The following is a 20,001-nucleotide window of genomic DNA, read 5'->3' as shown; positions in this document are numbered from 1 at the left end:
CACGTACGCGGGTGATCCGTGCCATCGGTATGGAGTAGGAGAGCTGAGGAGGGACATGACCGCATCTGCCCCTGATTCGGCCCCCGTCTATCCCCAGGCGCCGACCGGACTCCGCCGCCCCGCGCTCATCGCGGGCGGGTTCATCGTGGTCGTGGCTGCCGTCTCGCTCGCCGTCGGACATCCGCTCTTCGCGGTGTTCTTCCTTCTCGGTGTCGCCGGGATCTTCGTCAACGCGATCCTCGTCCGACGTGCCGTCGACGTCGTGGTTGCCGACGAGAACCCGCGCAAGACCGCCCTTGCTCTCAACTCCGCCATGCGACTCGGTGCCATCACGGCGCTCGCGCTGCTGGCGGCTTTTCTGGTCCAACCCGACGGGTTGGGCGCGATGTTCGGACTCGCCATCGGCCAAGTGGTCTTGGTGCTGAACACGGTCATTCCGGTGATGAAAGGACTTCGTAGCCAACCATGACGACCGCCTTCAACCTTGCCGCAGAGGATGGCGAACCGGCCATCCAGGTGGGTCACTACACCAGGTTCGAGATGTTCGGGCTGACCTTCAACCTGGAGACCATCATCGCGACGGCGCTGGCCGCGGCGATTCTGCTCGCGCTGGCCTTCTATCTGAAGTCGAAGGTCACCTCCACGGGTGTGCCGTCGGGTGTGCAGCTGTTCTGGGAGGCCATCACCATCCAGATGCGTGGACAGGTCGAGAGTGCCATCGGCATGAAGGTCGCCCCCTACGTTCTCCCGCTTGCGGTGTCGCTCTTCACCTTCATCCTGATCTCCAACTGGCTGTCGATCCTGCCGGTCCAGGTCGGTCACCACGAGATCCTCAAGCCGCCGGCCGCGGACGTGAACTTCGCGTATGCGCTCGCTCTGTTCGTCTTCGTCTGGTATCAGATCGCCGGTTTCCGTAAGCGTGGTCTGATCGGCCACCCGAAGCGGATCATCAAGGGCCACGTCGCATTCCTCGCACCGATCAACGTCATCGAGGAGTTCACCAAGCCGATCTCGCTGTCACTGCGACTCTTCGGCAACGTCTTCGCCGGCAGCATGATGATCGCCTTGATCGCCCTCTTCCCGCCGTACATCATGTGGGCGCCCAACGCGATCTGGAAGTCCTTCGAGCTCTTCGTCGGTCTGATCCAGGCGTTCATCTTCGCGCTGCTGACAATCCTCTACTTCTCGCAGTCGATGGAGACCGAGGATCACTGACCCGCCCGAGCCAGGGCACCGCGCGTCGAGATCCACAGGCGCACACAACCGAACATGACGACCTGCTCCGGCACCTGTCGGCGCAACTCCAGACCTGACACACCAGATGTCAGCAACGAAAGGGAAATATCACAATGGATCCAATGATTGGCCTCGGCGCACTCATCGGTGGCGGCCTGATCATGGCCGGTGGCGCCGTCGGTGCCGGTATCGGTAACGGTCTGGCCGGTAGCCAGCTGATCGCCGGTATCGCTCGCCAGCCCGAGGCACAGGGTCGCCTGTTCACCCCGTTCTTCATCACCGTCGGTCTGGTCGAGGCGGCCTACTTCATCAACCTGGCCTTCATGGCGCTCTTCGTGTTCGCCACCCCGATCAGCGCCGGCTGATCGTCGCTCTCCCTTTTGTCGCCGAGTAGAAACGACACCTCACCACAATGACGCTTGCTGCAGAGAACTTCCTGCTCCCGAATGGAACGTTCTTCGTTGTCCTGCTCATCTTCGTGATTTTGCTGCTGGTCATCCGCAAGTTCGTGGTTCCGCCGATCCAGCAGGTCCTCGAGGAGCGGGACGCGATGATCCACCGCACCGTGGAGGACAACCGGACCGCCGCCGCCGAATTCGAGGATGCGGACGTCCAGTTCCGTTCGCTCCTCAAGGAAGCGCGCGGTGAGGCCACCGCCAAGCGCGACGATGCTCGCGCCCAGGGGCGGGAACAGCTGAACGAGATGAAGCAGCGAGCGACCGCCGAGGCCGACGCCGCCCTGCAGTCGACCAGCTCCGAGCTGGCGACGCAGGGTGAGCAGGCCGCCTCGACGGCTGCAGCTGATGTGGACGCACTCGCCAAGACGCTTGCGGCGCGTGTGCTCGGTGTCGACTCGGCCACTCTTTCCGATACCCGATCGACGAGCGGAGTGGTGAACTGATCATGGCTGCCAACACTGAGACCGAATCCGACCAGGGCCCCATCGGCACCTGGCTGCACGACATCGGTGCTGCGTTCGACCCCGCGATCTTCATCGCTCAGCTCTTCGGCTTCGCGGTCATCCTCTTCCTCCTGTGGAAGTACGTCCGGCCGCCGGTGCAGAAGATGATGCGGGATCGACAGGAGACCGTCCGTCAGCAGCTCGCCGAGAGTGCGGCTGCCGCCAAGCGCGTCGACGACGGCAAGCAGGCACGTGAGAAGGCCGTCGCCGAGGCCAAGGCCGAGGCCGAGCAGATGCAGAAGGACGCCGCGGCCGATGCCGAGGCGATCACCTCCGACATCCGCGCCCAGGCCGACCATGAGGTCAAGCGCATCTCCGAGCACGGCCGCAACCAGGTCGCCCTGGTGCGCGCCAACCTCGTTCGTCAGCTGCGCACGGATCTCGGACTCACCGCGGTCGACAAGGCCGGCGAGCTGGTGCGCAACCATCTGGCCGACGACTCGGCCCAGGCGGCGAGCGTCGACCGGGTCATCGACGAACTCCAGGAGATGTCGTCGGGTTCGGCGAACGCGGTTCCCTCGAGCGCCTCGCTCGTCGGTCTGCATGCCATGCGTGCCGCCAGCCGCGACGCCGCTCTCGCCGTGTCGGAGCACTTCGATTCGGCGGCAATCGATCTCGACGGTTCGGCACTGGCCGACGCCTCGGGTGACCTCACCGCGGCCATCAACTTCCTCGGCGAGAACCCGGTGCTGCGCAAGCGCCTGGTCGAGGACGACGAGAACCCCGAGGGCAAGAAGGCCATGGTGCACCGTCTGTTCGACGGCAAGCTCGCCCCGGTCGTCGTCGAGGTGCTCGCGACCGCTTCGAGTCAGCGGTGGTCGTCGTCGAGCGACTTCGTCGTCGGTCTGCGCCGCCAGAACTCCCTGATCGTCCTCACCGCCGCCGAACGCGACGGGGTCATCGAGCAGGTCGAGGACGAGCTCTTCCGGGTGAGCCGAGTCCTCGAGGCCAACCCGCAGCTGTCCTCACTGCTGTCCGACCACGGCAAGGACGCCGACAAGCGCGTCGACCTGCTGAAGAAGCTGGTCGGCGACAAGGTCGGCACCCACACCTGGACGCTGCTGTCCTCGACCGTGCGCCTGCTGCACGGCCAGGCCGCCGACGTCGCGGTCGACCAGCTCGCCGAGCTGGCCGCCGCCCGTCGCGGCGAGTCGGTCGCCCACGTGGTGTCCGCCTCACCGCTGTCCGATGCCCAGATCGATCGACTGTCGGGCGTGCTCGGCGGAATCTACGGTCGGACCATCTCGGTGCAGACCGAGATCGCCCCGGAACTGCTCGGCGGTCTCCGGATCAGTGTCGGCGACGAGGTCATCGACGCCGATGTGGCGACACGGCTGGCCAAGGCCGCCGAGACGCTGCCGCGCTGACGACCACCCCGACACCCGAACCCACGAAGCCCAGAGCTCAGAGCCTTCGAGACTCAGAGCCACATCAAGGAAAGACGAGAACCCATGGCGGAGTTGACGATCTCACCAGACGAGATCAAGGGAGCGATCGAGCAGTACGTCTCGTCGTTCGAAGCCGAAGCGTCGCGTGACGAGGTCGGCATCATCACCGATACCTCGGACGGCATCGCCCACGTCAGCGGCCTTCCGAGCGCAATGGCCAACGAGCTCCTCGAGTTCCCCGGCGGCGTCCTCGGCGTCGCACTGAACCTCGACGAGGACGAGATCGGCGCCGTCATCCTGGGTGACTACGAGTCCCTGGAAGAAGGCCAGCAGGTCAGCCGCACCGGCGACGTGCTCTCCGTCCCCGTCGGTGATGCGTTCCTGGGACGCGTCATCAACCCGCTGGGTGCCCCGATCGACGGTCAGGGCGACATCGAGGCCGACGAGCAGCGCGTCCTCGAGCTGCAGGCCGCCACCGTGCTCGAGCGCCAGCCGGTCGAGGAGTCTCTCGCCACCGGCATCAAGGCCATCGACGCCATGACCGCCATCGGCCGCGGACAGCGTCAGCTCGTCATCGGCGACCGCAAGACCGGCAAGACCGCGGTCTGCATCGACGCCATCTTGAACCAGAAGGCCAACTGGGAGACCGGCGACCCCACCAAGCAGGTTCGCTGCATCTACGTCGCGATCGGTCAGAAGGGTTCGACCATCGCAGGCGTCAAGTCCGCGCTCGAAGAGGCCGGCGCGATGGAGTACACCACCATCGTCGCGGCCCCCGCCTCGGACTCGGCCGGCTTCAAGTGGCTGGCCCCGTACACCGGCTCGGCCATCGGTCAGCACTGGATGTACCAGGGCAAGCACGTCCTCATCGTGTTCGACGACCTGACCAAGCAGGCCGAGGCCTACCGCGCCATCTCGCTGCTGCTGCGTCGCCCGCCGGGCCGCGAGGCATACCCCGGTGACGTCTTCTACTTGCACTCCCGTCTGCTGGAGCGTTGTGCGAAGCTGTCCGACGAGCTCGGCGGCGGCTCGATGACCGGTCTGCCGATCATCGAGACCAAGGCCAACGACGTCTCGGCATTCATCCCGACCAACGTCATCTCGATCACCGACGGCCAGGTCTTCCTGGAGTCGGACCTCTTCAACAAGGGTGTCCGGCCGGCCATCAACGTCGGTACCTCGGTGTCGCGCGTCGGTGGCGCCGCCCAGACCAAGGGCCTCAAGAAGGTCTCGGGCTCGCTGCGTCTGGAGCTGGCCCAGTTCCGTGAGCTGGAGGCCTTCTCGGCCTTCGCCTCCGACCTCGACGACGCCTCGAAGGCGCAGCTCGAGCGCGGTGCCCGCTGGGTCGAGATGCTCAAGCAGGACCAGTACACCCCCTTCTCTGTTGAGGACCAGATCGTCTCGATCTACCTCTGCGGTGAGGGCCACTACGACTCGGTTCCGGTCGACGACGTGCGCAACTTCGAGACCCAACTGCTGAGCCACCTGCACCACAACGCGACCGGTGTCTACGACTCGATCGCCGGCGGCAAGGTGCTCAGCGACGACCAGGCCGAGGCCCTGATCGCCGAGACCAACAAGTTCAAGAACGGCTACCTCACCCACGACGGCCGTCGCGTCGTCAACGAGGCCGAGGCCGAGGCGATGGATGCCGACAACGTCGAGAACGAAGAGATCAAGATCCGCAAGTGATCTCAGACGTCAACGGACATCGCGAAAAGGAAGGGGTGAGGGCTCATGGCCAGCATTCGTGAGCTGCGCTCACGCATCCGGTCGGTCCAGTCGACCAAGAAGATCACCAAGGCTCAGGAACTGATCGCGACCTCGCGTATCACCAAGGCCCAGGGACGGGTGGCCGAGGCCAAGCCGTACTCGCAGGAGATGACCGCTGTGCTCTCCGAGCTGGCGAGCAACTCGGGATCGCTGGACAACCCGCTGCTCAACGAGCGGGAGAACCCGAAGCGCGCGGCCATCCTGGTCGTCACCAGCGACCGCGGTATGTGCGGCGGCTACAACGCCAACGTGCTCAAGGCGACCCGCGAACTCATCGCGCTCCTGCGCGAGGAGGGCAAGGAAGCCGTCCTGTTCGTCATGGGCCGGAAGGGCGTGGGCTTCTTCGGGTTCCGCGGTCTCGAGGTCTCCGATTCCTGGACGGGCTTCTCGGAGTCACCCCAGTACTCCGACGCCGCGACCGCGACGAGCTTCCTCGTGGATCTCTTCGTGGCCGGGTCGGGTACCGAGGTCGAGCGCCCGGCCGGCGACGGCACCCTCGAGGGTGTCGACGAGCTGCACCTGGTCTACACGCGGTTCCAGTCGATGCTGGCGCAGGTGCCCGAGGTCCGGCGGATCGCCCCGCTGGTCGTGTCGCACGACGAGGATTCGTCCGACGACACGCCGTCGCGCAACTACACCTTCGAACCCGGGGCCGACGCGCTGCTCGACGCGCTGCTGCCGAAGTACGTGGCGACGCGGGTCTACGCGGCGCTGCTGGATTCGTCGGCATCGGAGTCGGCCGCGCGCCGCACCGCGATGAAGGCGGCGACGGACAACGCCGAAGAACTGTCCAAGTCGTTGTCGCGCGAGGCCAACCAGCTCCGCCAGGCCCAGATCACCCAGGAAATCAGCGAGATCGTCGGCGGCTCGAGCGCACTGGCGAACTAGCTTGCGCGCCAGGCGAGTCCGGATCGACGAGAACCCATACTTCGATAAAGAGGAAGTGACCCAAGCACCATGACCGCAGCAGTAGAAACCCCCTCCGCGCAGTCGGCGGGTTCCGCCGACGGGCGGGTCGTCCGCATCATCGGCCCCGTGGTCGACGTCGAGTTCCCGCGGGGCTCGATTCCTGAACTGTTCAACGCCCTGCACGCCGAGGTCGCTCTCTCCTCGGTCGCCAAGACCCTGACCCTCGAGGTCGCGCAGCACCTCGGTGACAACCTGGTGCGCACGATCTCGATGCAGCCGACCGACGGCCTGGTCCGCGGCGCGGCCGTGTCCGACACCGGCAAGTCGATCGTCGTGCCGGTCGGCGACGTCGTCAAGGGCCACGTGTTCAACGCCCTCGGTGACTGCCTCGACAGCCCGGGCCTGGGCCGCGACGGCGAGCAGTGGAGCATTCACCGCAAGCCGCCGGCCTTCGACGAGCTCGAGGGCAAGACCGAGATCCTCGAGACCGGTATCAAGGTCATCGACCTGCTGACCCCGTACGTCAAGGGCGGCAAGATCGGTCTGTTCGGTGGTGCGGGCGTCGGCAAGACCGTCCTCATCCAGGAGATGATCACGCGTATCGCGCGTGAGTTCTCCGGCACCTCGGTGTTCGCCGGCGTCGGTGAGCGCACCCGTGAGGGCACCGACCTCCACCTCGAGATGGAGGAGATGGGCGTTCTCCAGGACACCGCGTTGGTGTTCGGTCAGATGGACGAGCCGCCGGGCACGCGTATGCGCGTGGCGCTGTCGGCGCTGACCATGGCGGAGTACTTCCGCGATGTGAAGCACCAGGACGTGCTGCTCTTCATCGACAACATCTTCCGCTTCACGCAGGCGGGCTCGGAGGTCTCGACCCTCCTCGGCCGTATGCCGTCCGCGGTGGGCTACCAGCCGACCCTCGCCGACGAGATGGGTGAGCTCCAGGAGCGCATCACCTCGACCAAGGGCCGTTCGATCACCTCGCTGCAGGCGATCTACGTCCCCGCCGACGACTACACCGACCCGGCACCGGCCACGACCTTCGCGCACCTCGACGCGACCACCGAGCTCTCGCGTCCGATCTCGCAGCTGGGTATCTACCCCGCCGTGGACCCGCTGACCTCGACCTCGCGCATCCTCGAGGCGTCGATCGTCGGCGACGAGCACTTCCGCGTCGCGAACGAGGTCAAGCGCATCCTGCAGAAGTACAAGGAACTGCAGGACATCATCGCCATCCTCGGTATGGACGAGCTCTCCGAGGAGGACAAGGTCACGGTGCAGCGTGCGCGCCGTATCCAGAAGTTCCTCGGCCAGAACTTCCTCGTCGCCGAGAAGTTCACCGGCCAGAAGGGCTCGGTCGTCCCGCTCGCCGACACCATCGAGGCCTTCGACCGTGTCGCCAAGGGCGAGTTCGACCACCTGCCCGAGCAGGCGTTCAACAGCTGCGGTGGACTCGACGACGTGGAGGCCGCCGCCGCCAAGATCAGCGGAAAGTAGCGGTTCGCCATGGCTGAGAAGTCCTTCCACGTCGAGGTTGTCTCCGCGGATTCGAGCCTGTACTCGGGAGAGGCCACGTTCGTGATCGCGCAGACCACCGTCGGTGAGCTGGGTGTCCTGGCCAACCACGAGCCGCTCCTGGGCCAGCTGGTCCCGGGTGGCTTCGTGGTCATCGTCGAGGAGAACGGCAACCGTCGTGCGGCAGCGGTCGAGGGCGGGTTCCTCTCCGTCACCGGCGAGGCCGTCACGGTGCTGGCGGAGTCGGCCGACTGGGCCGACGACGTCGACGTCAACGCGGAGAAGACCGCGCTCGACGAGGCGGAGCCGGATTCGCCCGAGTACCACCGTGCTCACGCGCGTCTGACTGCGGCACAACACCTTTCACGGTAGAGCGAGCCGCGCGAGCGGTTCGGGTCAACGACCGACCTCGGCCGGCCATCGGAATTCTCCGATGGCCGGCCGAGGTCGTTTGGCATCACATGTGCACGTTCTGGCATGCTTGTTCCACAGCCCCCTGTCCCGCGTGTATGCAGCCCAAGCCGTCTGGAGCCCTACCGGGTTCGACGCTTCGCCTATCCGCGGTGACTGCACGAAGGAGTAGGTGATGTCGCTGGCGGTCGTGATGCTCAGTGTGCTGCTGGCGGTGGCGCTCCTGTTGTGTGGCTTCCTGGCGCTGCGTCTGGCGCAACTCCGTCGCGCGGGCACTCCGGTCCTGCTGCGCACGGTGCCGGCCGGCGTCGACCAGGGATGGCGTCACGGCACCGTGCACTACAGCGACGACTCACTGCGCTACTACCGGCTCACGTCGCTGAAACCGGGGCCGAACGTGACGTTCGCACGACAGGGCATGGAGATCTCCGGTCGTCGCGCCCCTGAGGGCACCGAGACGGAGATCCTCGACGGCATGCTCATCCTGCAGGTGCAGACCGCCGGGCGGGCCGAGGACGACTACGAACTGGCGATGGGCCCGGGTGCGGTGACCGCGTTCCAGTCCTGGCTCGAATCCCGGCAGTCCGCGAGATCGCAGCGGCGCCGCAGCGCCTAGGAATCCGGCTGCGCCGGGGCTTTCCCGCCCGTCTTCGCCGGGTCTTGATGGACCGGCTTCGCCGGGGGCCGTTGCCGGTCGCCGCCCGGAACCCACTTGACGTCGCCAAGCGAGTTCGCGGTCGTGCGGTTCGCCACCCGCGACAGGATGAACAGCAGATCCGACAACCGGTTCAGGTATTTCGCGGGCAGCACGCTGGTGTCGTCGGGGTGGGCGGCGACCGCGGCCCACGCCGAGCGCTCGGCCCGTCTGGTCACCGTTCGTGCCTGGTGCAACAGGGCAGCCAGCGGTGTGCCGCCCGGCAGGATGAACGAGTCCAGTGCGGGCAGATCGGCACCGAAGGAGTCGCACCAGCGCTCGAGGGCATCGATGTAATCCTGCGCGATGCGCAGCGGCGGGTACTCGGGGTCGTCGACGACCGGCGTGGAGAGGTCGGCGCCGGCGTCGAAGAGGTCGTTCTGGACGGTCGTGAGCACTGCCCGGAGGTCGTCGGGGACGTCACCCCCGAGTGCCAGGGCGAGACCGATGACGGCGTTCGCCTCGTCGCAGTCGGCGTAGGCGACGACACGCGGATCGGTCTTGGGTACCCGGGAGAAGTCGCTCAGCCCGGTGGAGCCGTCGTCGCCGGTTCGGGTGTAGATCCTCGTCAGGTGTACCGCCATGGGTCGAATGTACTGCGCCGGACGCACGAGATCGGAAGCGCGGTCGGAGGACGTACTGGCCGGTGGGCCGGTGACCCCGGACGGTTAAGGTGGCAGTCGTGAGCGATCGGTTTCTGGTGTCCGGGGGAGCGCGTCTGTCCGGCGAGGTGGCAGTGGGGGGCGCGAAGAACAGCGTCCTGAAACTCATGGCCGCGGCCCTGCTCGCCGAGGGGACGACCGTGCTGACCAACGCACCCGAGATCGCCGATGTCCCGCTGATGGCGGACGTTCTCCGCGGTCTCGGTGCGGTCGTCGACATGGACGGCGAGACGGTCACCATCACGGCGCCGGCGGAGCCGAAGTTCCATGCCGACTTCGCGGCGGTCCGGCAGTTCCGCGCCTCGGTCTGTGTCCTCGGCCCGCTGATGGCGCGTTGTCACCGGGCCGTCGTGGCGCTGCCCGGCGGAGACGCGATCGGGTCGCGGCCGCTCGACATGCACCAGGCGGGTCTGCGCGCCCTCGGCGCCACCAGCTCGATCGAGCACGGCTGCGTGGTGGCCGAGGCCGACACGTTGGTCGGCGCACCGATCGCGCTGGAGTTCCCGTCGGTGGGGGCGACCGAGAACATCCTCATGGCCGCCGTGCTCGCCGAGGGACAGACCACCATCGACAACGCCGCCCGCGAGCCGGAGATCGTCGACCTGTGCGTGATGCTGCAGCAGATGGGGGCACAGATCGACGGTGCCGGCACCTCGACGTTGACCGTCGTCGGTGTGGACCGGCTGCATCCGACGACGCACCGGGTGGTCGGAGACCGCATCGTCGGTGCCACCTGGGGGATCGCGGCCGCCATGACGCGCGGTGACGTCACCGTGCGCGGCGTGAAACCCGAACACCTGCAGCTGGTTCTGAACAAACTGGGCGACACCGGCGCGGTGGTCGAGACCTTCGACGACGGCTTCCGGGTCCGGCATGACCGCCGGCCCACCGCCGTCAACGTCTCGACGCTGCCGTTTCCCGGATTCCCCACGGATCTCCAGCCGATGGCGATCGGCCTCGCCGCCATCTCCGACGGCATGTCGGTGATCACGGAGAACGTCTTCGAGGCACGGTTCCGCTTCGTCGAGGAGATGGTCCGTCTCGGTGCGGATGCGCGGACCGACGGCCACCACGCCGTCATCCGCGGGATCGACCGCCTGTCGAGTGCGCCGGTCTGGTGCTCGGACATCCGGGCGGGCGCCGGCCTCGTGCTGGCCGGGCTCGTCGCCGACGGCGTGACCGAGGTCCACGACGTCGAGCACATCGACCGCGGGTACCCGCACTTCGTGGAGATCCTGCGCAGTCTCGGCGGTGAGATCGAGCGCGTGCGCGACTGAACCCTGTCCGATCGGACAGGTACCGGCCCGTCCGGCCGGGTGCACTGTGGTCGAGGACGGGCAGGACCCCTTGTCCCGGTTGTGATCTGGACGACATTCTCGTTGTGACAGACCCAACCGTCACAAGGAGTTCACCACCATGGCCATTGAGCTGAACCAGATCTGGGATTTCCCGATCAAGGAGTTCCACCCGTTCCCGAAGGCGAAGCTGGGTGTCGGGGCGCACGACATGCTCGGTGTCGAGGCCAAGGACCTGGGCATGACCCGTGCGCTCCTGATGACGACGGGTCTACGCGGCTCCGGGATCATCGAGGAGCTGATCGGCAAGATCGAGTACCAGGGCGTCGACGTGGTGCTCTACGACCAGGTGGAGTCCAACCCCAAGGACTACAACTGCATGGACGCCGCGGCCCTCTACCAGTCGGAGAAGTGCGACGGCATCATCTCGGTCGGTGGCGGCTCCAGCCACGACGCCGCCAAGGGTGCACGTATGGTCATCGCCCACGACGGCCGCAACATCAACGAGTTCGAGGGCTTCTCCAAGGCCACCAACAAGGAGAATCCGAAGCACATCGCGGTCTCGACGACGGCCGGCACCGGCTCGGAGACCTCCTGGGCCTACGTCATCACCGACACCTCGGACATGAACAAGCCGCACAAATGGGTGGCCTTCGACGACACCTGCCTCGTCGACCTGGCGATGGACGACCCGCTGCTCTACTACACGTGCCCCGAACACTTCACCGCGTTCTGCGGCTTTGACGTGCTGGCCCACGCGAGCGAGCCCTACGTGTCGCGTCTGGACTTCGCACCGTCACTGGGCAATGCCAAGTACTCGATCGAGCTGATCCGCGACCATCTGCGCACCGCCGTGTACGACCCGCGAAACCTGGCGGCCCGCACCGGGATGATGTACGCGCAGTACATCTCCGCGCAGGCGTTCAACTCCGGCGGCCTCGGTCTCGTGCACTCGCTGTCGCATGCGGTGAGCGCGTTCTACGACAGCCATCACGGGCTGAACAACGCCATCGCCCTGCCCCGCGTCTGGGAGTACAACCTGCCGTCTCGCTACGAGCGTTACGCCGAGATCGCCGCGCTGCTCGGTGTCGACACATCGAAGATGACGACGGTCCAGGCCGCCGACGCCGCCGTCGAGGAGGCCATCCGGTTGGGCAAAGACCTCGGTATCCCGGACAACTTCGGTCAGCTGTCGACGAGCAGCTACGACAAGAACCGGATGAACACCGGCAAGTACGAGGGCCGAGGCGAGACCATGGACACCTCGGACAAGCAGATCCGCGCCATCGCCGAGCACATGATGGACGACTGGTGCACGCCGGGCAACCCGCGGGAGAGCACCGTCGAGTCGCTGATCCCGATGGTGGCGCACGCCTTCACCGGCAGCTACTGATCCGCCCGCTCGCCCGCCTGATCCGAGATCCCGACTGTTCCGAGAACCGTAGGCCGACAAGGAGTCCGACATCCGATGACGCACGTGTGCGCACCTCGGGAAACCGCCGAGGACATCACCCGGGACATCAGCCCGGACAGCCGTTCCTTCCCGTCCGTGGAGGAGCTGACCGACGCGTTGGGTGAGCAGGGCTACCTGATCGGTCCGGAACTGGCGGTCGTCGTCCATCTCGCGACGCTCCTCGACCGGCCCCTCCTGCTGGAGGGGCCGGCCGGGGTCGGCAAGACGGAGCTGGCGAAGGCGCTGGCGGCGGCATCGGGGCGCGAGCTGGTACGGCTGCAGTGCTACGAGGGTCTCGACGAGTCGCGTGCCCTCTACGAATGGGATTACGCACGACAGCTTCTCCATGTGCAGATGCTGCGCGATCGCATCAGTGCCGAACTCGCCGCCGAGACGACCCTCTCGGCCGCGAGTTCGGCGCTGGCGCGCGCCGAGGTCGGCGTCTACACCGAGGACTTCCTGGTGGCCCGGCCACTGATGGCGGCCATCACGTCGCCCTCGCCGACGGTCCTGCTCGTCGACGAGATCGACCGCACGGACGAGGCGATGGAAGCGGTGATGCTCGAGGTCCTCGCCGAGCGCCAGGTGACGGTCCCCGAACTCGGGACGTTCACGGCGCGGTCGTCGCCGTGGGTCATCCTGACCTCCAACGACACCCGCGAACTCTCGCCCGCGCTCAAACGTCGCTGCCTGCACTTCCAGGTCGACTACCCGGATCCGCAGACCGAGCGGGACATCGTCGCGGTCCGCGCCCCCGACGTCGAGGAGACGATCATCGGCGAGGTCGTCGACCTCGCCCGGCAGCTTCGCGATCTCCCGTTGCGCAAGAGCCCGTCCATCGCGGAGGTGATCGACGCCGCGCGGGCCGCCTCGTACCTCGGGTCCCGGGCCGGAGGGCCGGGAAGGCCGATCGGCGCAGACGACCACAATGCGCTGATGGCGCTGCTCGTGAAGTTCGGTTCGGACGGCGAGATCGCCCGTCGCGCTCTGTCTTCCGAACACGGAGGACCGTCGGCGGAAGGCTCGCCGATCGGCGTGGACGGGACCACGCCCGGCGGATCGGTGACCGCGCGCGCCTTCGGTGCCGGACGCGCCCGCAGTGCGGGTGTCCGACCGGGACGATGACGCCGATGACTGCGGCGTCGGCCACCCCGGTACCCGTCGCGGATGCGAGGCGGGCGGACCCGCTCGACCTGCTCGCGGTCGCGTTCGGAAGGGTTTTGCGGAGCTCCGGGATCGCGGCCTCGCCCGCCGAGGTCATCGAGATCCGGCGGACCCTGTCGATCGTCGGCTGCGCCGAGCCGGCGGTCCTGCGTGCGGCGCTACAGAGCGTGTGCGTCAAATACGGCTACGAGGCAGCGGGTTTCGAGCGGGCCTTCGAACTCTTCTTCCTCGGCGCCGGACCCGATCGGGCCGACGAGGACGACCTTCCCCGGGCCCGCGGCGTCGCGGCCGATCTGCCCGATGACGTGGTCTGGGACGAGGAATTCGAGGGCGCGGCCCGCCAGATCGGCGCCGACGAGCACACCGACGAGATCGGCCACCTGATGGCCGACGATCCCGACGCCGCGCACCGGGACGCCGAGAGCGCTCACCGGGAGGAGAACGACTTCAGCGTGTCGGCCGGCGCCGAGCAGCTCGGCGTCGACCCGGACGGCGGCACGACCGGTGGGGGAGTGACGTATACGGTCGAGGTCGACACCGCCGACTCGTCGACCGTCGGCGAACTGACCGGATCGGCGGCCCGGGTCACGAGCCGGCCGCTCGGGCTGACCGGGGCCCACGCCATCCTCGCCGCACTCGACGCCTACGATCCGCGCAAGGCATACGGCACCGACGGCAACGACGACCTCGGCGACGCCCGGAGGGCCGAACTGGAACGGGCACTGGGTGCATTCGTCGACGCGCTGGTCGCACGCTTAAACGCCGACGGCGGCGCCGAGGCGGTGTCCGGCGCCGACCGGCCGGCCGAGGGGTACGTCGACCAGGCTGAGATCGATCGCGCCTGCCACCGGCTGATCCAGCGCATGCGCGGCGCCCCGCGCCGGGTGGTCCGCCCGGTCGACCGGGGCGTCCTCGACATCCGGGCGACGATGCGCGCGTCGATCGCGACCGACGGTGTGCCCGCCGAACTGTGGCGGCGCCGCAGGCGGCCCGGCCCGGTCCGGCTGCTGGTCCTCGTCGACGTGTCGTTGTCGGTCCGGCCGGTCACCGGGTTCATCCTGCGTCTCGCGCAGACACTGCATCGCTTCGGCGACCGTTGCGAGGTCGTCGCGTTCGTCGATCGCCCGGTGCGCGTCACCACCGCACTGCGGTCCGCGGCGGCCGACTCGGCTCTCGCGGCGGTGCTCGCCGCCGACGGTCTGGATCTCGCCGCGACGAGCGACTACGGGCGCATGTTCGGCGAACTGCTGGGCGGCTGCGGGGACCTGATCAGCAGGCGGACATCGGTGCTCGTCGTCGGGGATGCGCGCAGCAACGGTCTCGATCCGCGTGTCGACCTGGTGGCCGAGGTCGGTCGCCGATCGCACCGAATCGCCTGGATCACACCGGAACCCGAGCGCTATTGGGCGCAATCCGGGTGCGCGATGGCCGACTACGCCGAGTACTGCAGCGGAGTCGTCAGCGTGCGTGACGGTGCCGAGATGCTCGCGCGTTGTGACGAGCTGGGTGCGGCGCTGAGGTGACCTGGGTAGCGTCGGGGTACCGCCGGGGCGAGGTGGTCGGACGGTGCGGTCGGAGTGGATGGAACGGAGGCGGGACGAATGGTGGGTGACGTCCGTCGGCGCGCATCGGGCCAGGTCGCCAAGTTCCACACCCCGGAGATCGTGCTGGGCCCGGGCGCCTTCGGGGAGGTGCCGGTCGCGACGGCGGGACTCGGGATGCGCCGACCGTTCGTGGTCAGCGATCGTTGTCTGGAACGCACCCCCTGGTACGCACAGCTGATGGCCGGGCTGCGTGCCGGCGGCCTCGACGCGGCGTCGTACCTGGATGTCTCGCCCAACCCGCGGTCCGGCGAGGTCGCGGCGGCGTTCCTCGCCTACAAGGCACACGATGCCGACGGCCTCGTCGCCCTGGGCGGCGGTTCGGTGATCGACGCCGCCAAGGGTGTCGCGGTGTTGGCGGCCAACGGCGGTCACATCCTCGAGTACGAGGGGATCGACCGTGCCCGACGACCGCTCCCGCCACTCATCGCGGTGCCGACGACGGCCGGCAGCGGCGCCGACGTCTCCCAGTTCTGCATCATCAACGACGCCGAGCGGCGCACCAAGGTGACCATCATCGGGCGTTCACTCGTGCCGGACGTGACGGTGAGTGACCCGACCCTGCTGATGACCGCGCCCGCCGCGGTCACCGCCCAGGTCGGCATGGATGTGCTCACCCACTGCGTCGAGGCCTACGTCTCACTCGCGCACGGACGACTCACCGATTCGCTTGCGCTGGAATCCATTCGCGGCGTGTGGACGCATCTCGAACGCCTCGTCGACGATCCGCGGGACCGGATCGCGGCCGAGGAGATGTCGCTCGCGGCGCTACGGGCGGGGATGGCGTTCACCAACGCGATCCTCGGCGCCACGCACGCGATGAGTCACCCGGTCGGCGGGCACTGCGACGCCCCGCACGGCGCGATCAACGCCGTCCTGCTGCCGCACGTGATCCGCTACAACGCCCATGTGTGTGCCGACGGCTTCGTCGACCTGGCCGACGCCATCGGGGTCGAGACATCCGGCGACGCCCGGACCGTCGCCGACCGACTGGCCGATGCGATCGCCGCGCTCGGCGCCCGGGTCGGCATGCCGGCGTCGCTCGAACCGCTGGGCGTGCGCAGCGCCGACCTCGACCGCCTCACCACCCACGCGCTGGCCGATTCGTGCATGACCACGAACCCGCGGCGACCGCAGGCCGCGGGCATCCGGGACCTCTACGCCGAAGCCCTGTGATGACCGGTCCGTCGCCCGAGCGAAGTGCCCTCCCCGAACAGGCCGACCTCGACAGCCTGGTCGGACTCCGCAGCGTCAAGGGCAGCCACTACGCGGCGCTGCGCGGGGTCGAGGCGCGGCTGAGTCGGGTGGTCGGTGCGCTGGAGCGGATCTCGCGTGCACTCGTCCGTACCGCCGAAGGGCCCGAGGCATTGGTCATCGCGGTCGTCGAGGCGGCGCGCGACCATCTGGGCGCGGACTGGGTCGTCTTCGCGCTCGCGGACGGCCGGCTCGAGCAGTCGGCCCCGCGCCACCTGATCAGCGCGAGCGGTGGTCGGCTCTACGCCTTCGAAGGGTCCGAGCGGGCCGCCACACCCGACGACCTGCCCGACGAGGTGCTCAACCGGCTCAACGACATCCTCCGCGGACACGAGACCGTCCTGCACGGCGCGATCCTCCAGGAGGACCACGTCCACGTCCCCGTCGAACTCGACGGCAACGTCGTCGGGGGACTGTCGGCCTGGACACCGGTCGGTCGCATGGTCGATCCCACCGATCTCGTCGTGCTGCGCATCCTGGCCAGCCAGGCGATCGTCGCACTGCTCAACGCCGAGCTGTTCTCCGAGACCGACCGCCACGCAATGGAACTCGCCGAGCGCAACACCGAACTGGAACGTACCCAGCGCGAACTGTCGGCGGCGATGCGGGCGACCGTGCTCAACGAGGAGCGCGGACGGATCGCCCGCGAGCTCCACGACTCGGTCACCCAGTCGGTGCTGTCGGCGGGGGTGCAGATCGAACTGTGTCGCGGCCTCGTCGAAGGTCCCGCACTCGATCGCCTGGAGATGGCGGGCCGGCTGACCAAGGAGGCCGTGAAGCAGTTGCGGTCGTTCATCTACGCGCTCAACAACGCCACGAACGCGCCGTCGCCGAGTGTGCGCGACGTCCTGACCGAGCTGTGCTCGTTGCACATGCCGCCGGACCTGCGCACGGCGGTCCACATGCGCGGCCGGGAGCGCGATCTAGCCGATGAGGTCCAGCACGCCCTGCTGCGGATCGCCGGCGAGGCTCTCTTCAACACCGCCGTCCACTCGCGTGCCCACCAGGTCACGGTGACCCTCACCTACGCCATGGACACCGTCGCACTGTCGGTCGACGACGACGGCGTCGGTGATCCCGAACATCTGCGCCGGGTGATGCGCACCGCGTCGCTCGGCGATCTCACGGCCGGACGGCACCGCGGCCTGGCCAACATGTCCTCGCGCGCCGCCGAGCTCGGAGGCGAACTGCGGATCCGCCGGTCGCGCATCGGCGGTATCCGCGTCGCGGTGGTGCTGCCGATCGGCACGGCCGGCACCGCGACGCCCGACGACCCGCTCAGAACGAAGGAGTTCGGTTGAGCGACAACGACATCAGGCGCCCCATCCGGACCCTTCTCGTCGACGACCACGCCCTCCTGCGCCAGGGGATGCGCTCGCTGCTGGAGCGCGAGGACGTCGTGGACGTGGTCGGCGAGGCGGGATCGGCCGACGCCGCGCTGGCCGAGGTGAACGCCCGTCATCCCGATGTCGTCGTGGTCGACCTCAAGCTGTCGGCGGGCACCGAATACGAGGGGCTGCGGCTCATCGAGCAGATCGCGCAGCGCCACCCGGAGGTCGCCGCGCTGGTGCTGACCACGTTCCTCGACGACGATCTGGTCGTTCGCGCCGTGCGGGCGGGAGCCCGGGGGTATGTGGTCAAGGACGTCGACACGACCGAACTCGTGCGTGCGATCCAGGCGGTGTCCGGCGGTGGCAGCGCCTTCGACCCGCGCAGCGCGGCCGTCGTCCTCCGCGCGGTGTCCGGCGAGAACGACAAGTCCGAGGCACTCAGCGACCGGGAACGCGAGGTTCTGCGGCTCCTTGCCGACGGACTGTCGAACAAGCGGATCGGCGAGACCCTCTACATCTCGGAATCGACCGTGAAATTCCACATTCGCAACATCATTCGCAAACTCGGGGTGTCCAAACGGACCGATGCGGTGTACATCGCCAGCAAACGCGGGTTGATCTGAGGCGGAGCTCAATATCCGGGCACTGGACTCGAGGAATCAGGACCGGGGGGTGAGGACGAGCCATCCGCCGTGATCGACGACGACTTCGGCACCGGCATGCGGGACGGCTCGGGCCCAGTCGTACAGGTCGTTCTCGGTGAGCCGGACGACGTGGCCGAAGTGCGGGCTCGGCTCGTCTTCGAACGGCACGCCGATGACCACACGCTGCCGGGCGACCCGGAGCGCCTCGCCGATCGCAGCGCGCGCCCCCGCAGGATCGAGATGCTCGAGGAGATGGATGAGCGTGACGGTGTCGGCCGAGTCGTCGGCGTAGGGGAGAGCGGTCGCGTTCCCGACGGTTGCGACGACGGGCAGTCGGAGTCGGCGAGCGGCGCGGGAGAACAACGACACCGCTCCGGGCGAGATGTCGCAGGCCGTGACCTGAAGACCGTCCAGGGCGCAGGTGAGAGCGAAGAAGCCGAAGCACGATCCCACCTCGAGGACGGCCCCGCCCGCGACAAGGCTCCGCGCGCGTGTGTGGACGGGAGCGAATGCCGATGCGCCCGTGCGTAGTTCGCGAAGCGAGTTGTCGTAGAAAGCCGCCCATGCATCGGTGGACCCACCCGCCGAGGTGCGGATGATCCCCATCGCGGCGGATTCGAACTGCGACTGGCCGGCCAGCACGCCGGCCTCGACCAGTGCAACGAGTCCGTCGACGACCACGGCGTCGGAGATGTCGCGCTCGTCGAAGGGATGGGCGATGTGCAGGACGCCCGCCTGTCGGCGCCAGGAGAGGAGACCGCAACGCGTGAAGCCTTCTGGGACAAGTGCGGAAGAGACAACCCGCGGTGGGAGTCCGGGTACCGGCGATGAGCCGATGGGCGCACTCGTCGGGGTCGTGGCCAGTTCGGTCGCGGTCATGTTTCGACCGTATGAGCGCTCTGACCTGCACATAACTGACCGACCGGGGGTGATGACCTGTCCGAAAGGACGGTCTGCGACGCACGTCACATCGATGTGATTCACGGAAATCTGCGCGCAGCAGCGGGTTTCGCCGCCGATGGGAAAACGATGACCTGCGACGATGGCTGTACTGGCGGGCGACGAGCAGGCGATTTGACCCCGGCGATCCGCTTGCGTAACTTTCTTCAAGTCAGCGAGCCACGGCGCCGCCCCGGAAGGGCCTGAGAGGGTCTGATGGTGGGGAGTGGAGACCGGGTTTCTTGGCTGGCCGCCCCTGAATGTTTTGGCTTGAGTCGTTGTGGCTCGGGTAGAGTGTTTGGGGTTGCTGGGTCTCTCAGTGGTTCGGAATTCTTCGGGGTTGCGGGCTGCGGGATGGGTCTGGTAGGCTGGAAGAGTTGCCCCGGAGACGGGGTGGCTGGCAAGGTTGAATACGAAGTCTGCTGGTGAGAGCCCTGTTTTGGGGTGGGTAGCTGGTGGGTGTGTGTTCTTTGAGAACTCGATAGTGTGATGATGAATTGTCTGATGCCAATTGGCATCGTGCATCTTTTGTGGATGTAGATGTTTGTTTTTTGTGTGGCGCTCGGGCCCCGTCCTGGGTGTCACATTTTGCTAGGTTTATTTTGGTCAGGTTGTGCTTTCCTGGTTGAAGATTTTGTGTTGAAACGCCGGCCCCTTGGGGTTGGTTTGGTTTCTACATTTTTTCATGGAGAGTTTGATCCTGGCTCAGGACGAACGCTGGCGGCGTGCTTAACACATGCAAGTCGAACGGAAAGGCCCAGCTTGCTGGGT

19 protein-coding genes and 1 rRNA gene are annotated in these 20,001 nt (G+C 67.4%); 18 read left to right on the top strand and 2 right to left on the bottom strand.

Going from position 1 to position 20,001, the window contains the following annotated elements; translation table 11 throughout:
* Window positions 1-55: 55 nt before the first annotated feature.
* The 10 genes from ACFVHY_RS22765 to ACFVHY_RS22720 all read left to right on the top strand — a co-directional run bounded on the left by ACFVHY_RS22765 (window position 56) and on the right by ACFVHY_RS22720 (window position 8,809).
* Window positions 56-469: a hypothetical protein gene (locus tag ACFVHY_RS22765; RefSeq protein ID WP_004021250.1), complete on the top strand. Its 414-nt coding sequence runs from the start codon at window positions 56-58 to the stop codon at window positions 467-469.
* Window positions 466-1,215 (top strand): F0F1 ATP synthase subunit A, encoded by a 750-nt coding sequence (gene atpB, locus ACFVHY_RS22760; protein ID WP_338857340.1) that lies wholly within the window; start codon window positions 466-468, stop codon window positions 1,213-1,215. Before ACFVHY_RS22765 ends, atpB begins: the two co-directional genes overlap by 4 nt.
* 134 nt (window positions 1,216-1,349) lie before the next feature.
* The gene (locus ACFVHY_RS22755) at window positions 1,350-1,601 is read left to right on the top strand and encodes a F0F1 ATP synthase subunit C (protein WP_004021252.1); all 252 of its coding nucleotides are present in this window, start codon (window positions 1,350-1,352) and stop codon (window positions 1,599-1,601) included.
* Window positions 1,602-1,648: 47 nt separating this feature from the next.
* On the top strand, window positions 1,649-2,137 hold the full coding sequence (locus ACFVHY_RS22750) for a F0F1 ATP synthase subunit B (protein ID WP_390275614.1): 489 nt from the start codon (window positions 1,649-1,651) through the stop codon (window positions 2,135-2,137).
* Window positions 2,138-2,139: 2 nt separating this feature from the next.
* Complete coding sequence (locus ACFVHY_RS22745; protein ID WP_390275612.1) at window positions 2,140-3,564, top strand: F0F1 ATP synthase subunit B/delta; 1,425 nt, start codon at window positions 2,140-2,142, stop codon at window positions 3,562-3,564.
* An 84-nt stretch (window positions 3,565-3,648) separates the two neighbouring features.
* A complete protein-coding gene (gene atpA, locus ACFVHY_RS22740) occupies window positions 3,649-5,277 on the top strand; it encodes a F0F1 ATP synthase subunit alpha (RefSeq protein WP_390275610.1) in 1,629 nt (542 codons plus the stop codon).
* Window positions 5,278-5,322: 45 nt separating this feature from the next.
* Window positions 5,323-6,246 (top strand): F0F1 ATP synthase subunit gamma, encoded by a 924-nt coding sequence (locus tag ACFVHY_RS22735; RefSeq protein ID WP_390275608.1) that lies wholly within the window; start codon window positions 5,323-5,325, stop codon window positions 6,244-6,246.
* A gap of 69 nt (window positions 6,247-6,315) precedes the next feature.
* Window positions 6,316-7,764: a F0F1 ATP synthase subunit beta gene (gene atpD, locus ACFVHY_RS22730; protein WP_010842985.1), complete on the top strand. Its 1,449-nt coding sequence runs from the start codon at window positions 6,316-6,318 to the stop codon at window positions 7,762-7,764.
* Between the two features lie 9 nt (window positions 7,765-7,773).
* Window positions 7,774-8,154: a F0F1 ATP synthase subunit epsilon gene (locus tag ACFVHY_RS22725; RefSeq protein WP_055474987.1), complete on the top strand. Its 381-nt coding sequence runs from the start codon at window positions 7,774-7,776 to the stop codon at window positions 8,152-8,154.
* A gap of 214 nt (window positions 8,155-8,368) precedes the next feature.
* Window positions 8,369-8,809, top strand: a complete 441-nt coding sequence (locus tag ACFVHY_RS22720) for a DUF2550 domain-containing protein (RefSeq protein WP_058252759.1) — start codon at window positions 8,369-8,371, stop codon at window positions 8,807-8,809.
* Here the strand turns inward: ACFVHY_RS22720 and ACFVHY_RS22715 are convergent.
* On the bottom strand, window positions 8,806-9,471 hold the full coding sequence (locus ACFVHY_RS22715; protein ID WP_390275606.1) for a cob(I)yrinic acid a,c-diamide adenosyltransferase: 666 nt from the start codon (window positions 9,469-9,471) through the stop codon (window positions 8,806-8,808). The genes ACFVHY_RS22720 and ACFVHY_RS22715 overlap by 4 nt on opposite strands.
* A gap of 98 nt (window positions 9,472-9,569) precedes the next feature.
* Between ACFVHY_RS22715 and murA the strand changes: the two genes are divergently transcribed.
* The 7 genes from murA (at window position 9,570) to ACFVHY_RS22680 (ending at window position 18,270) form a co-directional block, all read left to right on the top strand.
* On the top strand, window positions 9,570-10,826 hold the full coding sequence (murA, locus tag ACFVHY_RS22710; protein ID WP_390275605.1) for a UDP-N-acetylglucosamine 1-carboxyvinyltransferase: 1,257 nt from the start codon (window positions 9,570-9,572) through the stop codon (window positions 10,824-10,826).
* A gap of 139 nt (window positions 10,827-10,965) precedes the next feature.
* On the top strand, window positions 10,966-12,237 hold the full coding sequence (gene mdo / locus ACFVHY_RS22705; protein WP_004021262.1) for an NDMA-dependent methanol dehydrogenase: 1,272 nt from the start codon (window positions 10,966-10,968) through the stop codon (window positions 12,235-12,237).
* Window positions 12,238-12,312: 75 nt separating this feature from the next.
* Window positions 12,313-13,422, top strand: a complete 1,110-nt coding sequence (locus ACFVHY_RS22700; RefSeq protein WP_390275604.1) for an AAA family ATPase — start codon at window positions 12,313-12,315, stop codon at window positions 13,420-13,422.
* A gap of 5 nt (window positions 13,423-13,427) precedes the next feature.
* Window positions 13,428-14,984 carry a VWA domain-containing protein gene (locus ACFVHY_RS22695; RefSeq protein WP_390275603.1) on the top strand — a complete coding sequence of 519 codons (1,557 nt, stop codon included), beginning with the start codon at window positions 13,428-13,430 and terminating at the stop codon, window positions 14,982-14,984.
* A gap of 78 nt (window positions 14,985-15,062) precedes the next feature.
* A complete protein-coding gene (locus ACFVHY_RS22690; RefSeq protein WP_390275602.1) occupies window positions 15,063-16,238 on the top strand; it encodes an iron-containing alcohol dehydrogenase in 1,176 nt (391 codons plus the stop codon).
* Window positions 16,238-17,617, top strand: coding sequence for a histidine kinase (locus ACFVHY_RS22685; protein ID WP_390275601.1), 1,380 nt, complete (start codon window positions 16,238-16,240; stop codon window positions 17,615-17,617). Before ACFVHY_RS22690 ends, ACFVHY_RS22685 begins: the two co-directional genes overlap by 1 nt.
* Window positions 17,614-18,270, top strand: coding sequence for a response regulator (locus ACFVHY_RS22680; protein ID WP_390275600.1), 657 nt, complete (start codon window positions 17,614-17,616; stop codon window positions 18,268-18,270). Before ACFVHY_RS22685 ends, ACFVHY_RS22680 begins: the two co-directional genes overlap by 4 nt.
* A 36-nt stretch (window positions 18,271-18,306) precedes the next feature.
* On the opposite strand, the gene mftM is transcribed toward ACFVHY_RS22680, so the two are convergent.
* Window positions 18,307-19,170, bottom strand: coding sequence for a mycofactocin oligosaccharide methyltransferase MftM (gene mftM / locus ACFVHY_RS22675; protein ID WP_390275598.1), 864 nt, complete (start codon window positions 19,168-19,170; stop codon window positions 18,307-18,309).
* Between the two features lie 742 nt (window positions 19,171-19,912).
* Between mftM and ACFVHY_RS22670 the strand changes: the two genes are divergently transcribed.
* A 16S ribosomal RNA gene (locus ACFVHY_RS22670) occupies window positions 19,913-20,001 on the top strand; the annotation flags it as partial.

Source organism: Gordonia sp. NPDC127522 (assembly GCF_042672305.1).
GTDB classification, from domain to species: domain Bacteria; phylum Actinomycetota; class Actinomycetes; order Mycobacteriales; family Mycobacteriaceae; genus Gordonia; species Gordonia hongkongensis.
The sequence above is the reverse complement of the archived record's forward strand: the minus strand, read 5'-3'. Positions and strand labels throughout refer to the sequence as shown.

What these genes read in the sequence shown, in the direction of transcription:
- ACFVHY_RS22690 (WP_390275602.1), top strand. Translation starts at nt 15,063, where the DNA reads ATGGTGGGTGACGTCCGTCGGCGCGCATCGGGCCAGGTCGCCAAGTTC.
- atpA (WP_390275610.1), top strand. Translation starts at nt 3,649, where the DNA reads ATGGCGGAGTTGACGATCTCACCAGACGAGATCAAGGGAGCGATCGAG.
- ACFVHY_RS22700 (WP_390275604.1), top strand. Translation starts at nt 12,313, where the DNA reads ATGACGCACGTGTGCGCACCTCGGGAAACCGCCGAGGACATCACCCGG.
- ACFVHY_RS22725 (WP_055474987.1), top strand. Translation starts at nt 7,774, where the DNA reads ATGGCTGAGAAGTCCTTCCACGTCGAGGTTGTCTCCGCGGATTCGAGC.
- ACFVHY_RS22695 (WP_390275603.1), top strand. Translation starts at nt 13,428, where the DNA reads ATGACTGCGGCGTCGGCCACCCCGGTACCCGTCGCGGATGCGAGGCGG.
- ACFVHY_RS22750 (WP_390275614.1), top strand. Translation starts at nt 1,649, where the DNA reads ATGACGCTTGCTGCAGAGAACTTCCTGCTCCCGAATGGAACGTTCTTC.
- ACFVHY_RS22745 (WP_390275612.1), top strand. Translation starts at nt 2,140, where the DNA reads ATGGCTGCCAACACTGAGACCGAATCCGACCAGGGCCCCATCGGCACC.
- mftM (WP_390275598.1), bottom strand. Translation starts at nt 19,170, where the DNA reads ATGACCGCGACCGAACTGGCCACGACCCCGACGAGTGCGCCCATCGGC.
- atpB (WP_338857340.1), top strand. Translation starts at nt 466, where the DNA reads ATGACGACCGCCTTCAACCTTGCCGCAGAGGATGGCGAACCGGCCATC.
- atpD (WP_010842985.1), top strand. Translation starts at nt 6,316, where the DNA reads ATGACCGCAGCAGTAGAAACCCCCTCCGCGCAGTCGGCGGGTTCCGCC.
- ACFVHY_RS22735 (WP_390275608.1), top strand. Translation starts at nt 5,323, where the DNA reads ATGGCCAGCATTCGTGAGCTGCGCTCACGCATCCGGTCGGTCCAGTCG.
- ACFVHY_RS22715 (WP_390275606.1), bottom strand. Translation starts at nt 9,471, where the DNA reads ATGGCGGTACACCTGACGAGGATCTACACCCGAACCGGCGACGACGGC.
- ACFVHY_RS22765 (WP_004021250.1), top strand. Translation starts at nt 56, where the DNA reads ATGACCGCATCTGCCCCTGATTCGGCCCCCGTCTATCCCCAGGCGCCG.
- ACFVHY_RS22685 (WP_390275601.1), top strand. Translation starts at nt 16,238, where the DNA reads ATGACCGGTCCGTCGCCCGAGCGAAGTGCCCTCCCCGAACAGGCCGAC.
- ACFVHY_RS22720 (WP_058252759.1), top strand. Translation starts at nt 8,369, where the DNA reads ATGTCGCTGGCGGTCGTGATGCTCAGTGTGCTGCTGGCGGTGGCGCTC.
- mdo (WP_004021262.1), top strand. Translation starts at nt 10,966, where the DNA reads ATGGCCATTGAGCTGAACCAGATCTGGGATTTCCCGATCAAGGAGTTC.
- ACFVHY_RS22755 (WP_004021252.1), top strand. Translation starts at nt 1,350, where the DNA reads ATGGATCCAATGATTGGCCTCGGCGCACTCATCGGTGGCGGCCTGATC.